Annotated in this window: 1 protein-coding gene; it reads right to left on the reverse strand. The window is 43.8% G+C overall.

Translation table 11 applies throughout. The annotated features are described in order from the left end of the window. Window positions 1–60: 60 nt before the first annotated feature. Complete coding sequence (locus OQ5_RS0110425) at window positions 61–2022, reverse strand: methyl-accepting chemotaxis protein (RefSeq protein WP_016777444.1); 1962 nt, start codon at window positions 2020–2022, stop codon at window positions 61–63. Between the last annotated feature and the right edge of the window lie 308 nt (window positions 2023–2330).

Here is a 2330-nt window from a genome sequence, read left to right on the forward strand (position 1 = left end):
TTTATTGACAGACACTATTTAATTTAATGTTGAGATGCACGGTCGTGCATCTCAACAAAATCAATACCGTTCATAATCGTCATCATCCCCAAAATCATTTTTACCAAACTCCTTATTGATTCCTTTTGAGGGCTTGTTTTCGGTAATCGAGCCGTCGCCGGCAGACTGGGGCCCGGATTCTTTATTCCCGGTTGCTTTAGCAGTTGTTGTGGAAGAATCAATCTCTTCCCTGGCACTTCCGCCGTTTGTTTCGTCGCCCTCCTCAAGCCTGAAAACAGAAATAGCTCTTTCGAGACGATCAGACAATTTATCAATTCTTTGGGCCGCCGAATTAATTTCTTCAGAATTGGCGGCATTTCGTTGTGTCACCTGATTCAGTTGCTGTAATGCATTATTGATTTGTTCAACACCCGACAACTGCTCAAGTGATGCCACAGAAATCTCCTGTATCAGACCAGCGGTTTTTTCAATTTCAGGAGCCAGCGCCAACAACATCTCACGGGCACTCCGTGATGAATTAATGGTTTGTCCGGATACTTTATTAATATCATTGGCAGCCTGTTGACTTCGCTCTGCCAGCTTTCGTACTTCAGCAGCAACCACAGCAAAACCGCGTCCTTCTACACCCGCTCTGGCAGCCTCTACAGCAGCATTCAATGCCAGAATATTGGTTTGGAAAGCAATATCACCAATAACGGATATCTTGGAGGTAATTTCTTCAAGATATTCAGCCGCTTTTTCCGATATCTGATTGCTTTCATTCATATCGTTTGCGGCTTTCTGAGCAATTCCTTCTGTTTCTTTGGCATTGTCGGTATTTTGCTGGATATTGGCATACATCTCTTCCATTGATGAAGATACTTCCTCGGCTGCCGAAGCCTGCTCATTGGCACCTTCTGCCAGTTCGGTAGATTCGCGCATCAAACTCGAGCTGGCCTCAACCATCTCCTTCGCACCGTTCCTGATATCGGAAATAATGGTCCGCAGATTTTTGACCATATTGTCCAAGGCAATGCTTAAACGACCTACTTCATCTTTCCGGTCTGTGTCAAAACGAACTGACAGGTTGCCGGCAGAAACCTTCTCAGCCAGTCCGATACCTTCCAGGATAGGATTGGCAATAGAACCCGGCAGATACAATGCAAGCCCGATCCCCATAAGCAATAAGAGGATAAGTGCAAAGATGACAAGTTGCTGAACGTTGTCCACAATGCGTGCACTCTGATTGCCCATGGCCTTAATGTCGCCCTGTCCCATGTCTGCTATTGACCGGACATCCCACATGATGCTTTTGGCCATCTCAAAACGCTGAACTTCAGCTATGCGGGCCTTCTGATAGTTTTCGATAAAAGAATTCGCAGAAGCAATAAATGCCTGCATCGTCTGGTTTAAATCCCCGGGAAGATAAACAGAAGAAACTCGTCTGCTAAGAACATCCAAAGCTTCCAATTCTTCATCCAGAGCAACAGCTTCGCGTGAGTAGTCTTTGGCCTGAATTTTTCCCCAGATACCAAGGGCTTCATTGATAATCCTTTGAAAAGTAACATTCCCCCTGTAATCATCTGCCGCATCTGCAAGAGCTTCTCCTGAATTACGCATCTCCTCACGGAAATTGGACGCAGAGGATTGCAAAGATTGGTAATCATCATATTTGGATGCGTATTGTTCCATTTCTGCCTTCAGAGAACCAAATGTCTCAGCCCTGGCACCTTCCCCCTCTATCTCTATCAGGTTCTCAAGCGCTACAGCCATTTGGTCGAAATAGCGGTCAAAAACCACATGAAAATACGGGATTGATGTAAAATCATACGAGCGGGTTATTTCGGTCAGCCGCCTCCAGTTTTGATCGACAAGACTGGCCTCGTTAACTGTAGGAATGTACTTTTCGGAAAGGTCTTTTACCCCTTTTCCGATATCAAACAAGCTGTAAAGTGTAAAACCGCCCATTAACAAGGTAAGTAATAATACACCTGCAAGACTTCCTCGAATTTTTGTACTGATTCGTAGATCTTTCCAATTCATAGTATGTCCGGATATTTAATTAGTTCGTGTCTATAAACTCACAAAAATATTTTCCCAATATGTGTGTCTGTTCAGAAAGTACCGGTTGCAAGGCTTGCGAAGCCGCCAAAACCGGAGTTTACTTGTCGTAAATGAGGATTTTGGCGGCGAGCGTAACACAGCAAATGGTACTTTATGGACAGACACAAATTATCAAAGCAGTCTGAGATTCCAACAACCGGAATCATGACAATTGCTCATCAAAAGTTTAAAAAAAATCAATCATTTCAAAACAAAGAGCCAAAAAAAACGTAATTTAGCTTAACTCT

Origin of the sequence: Anaerophaga thermohalophila str. Valhall (genome assembly GCF_000250735.1) — a bacterium.
GTDB lineage: Bacteria > Bacteroidota > Bacteroidia > Bacteroidales > Marinilabiliaceae > Anaerophaga > Anaerophaga thermohalophila_A.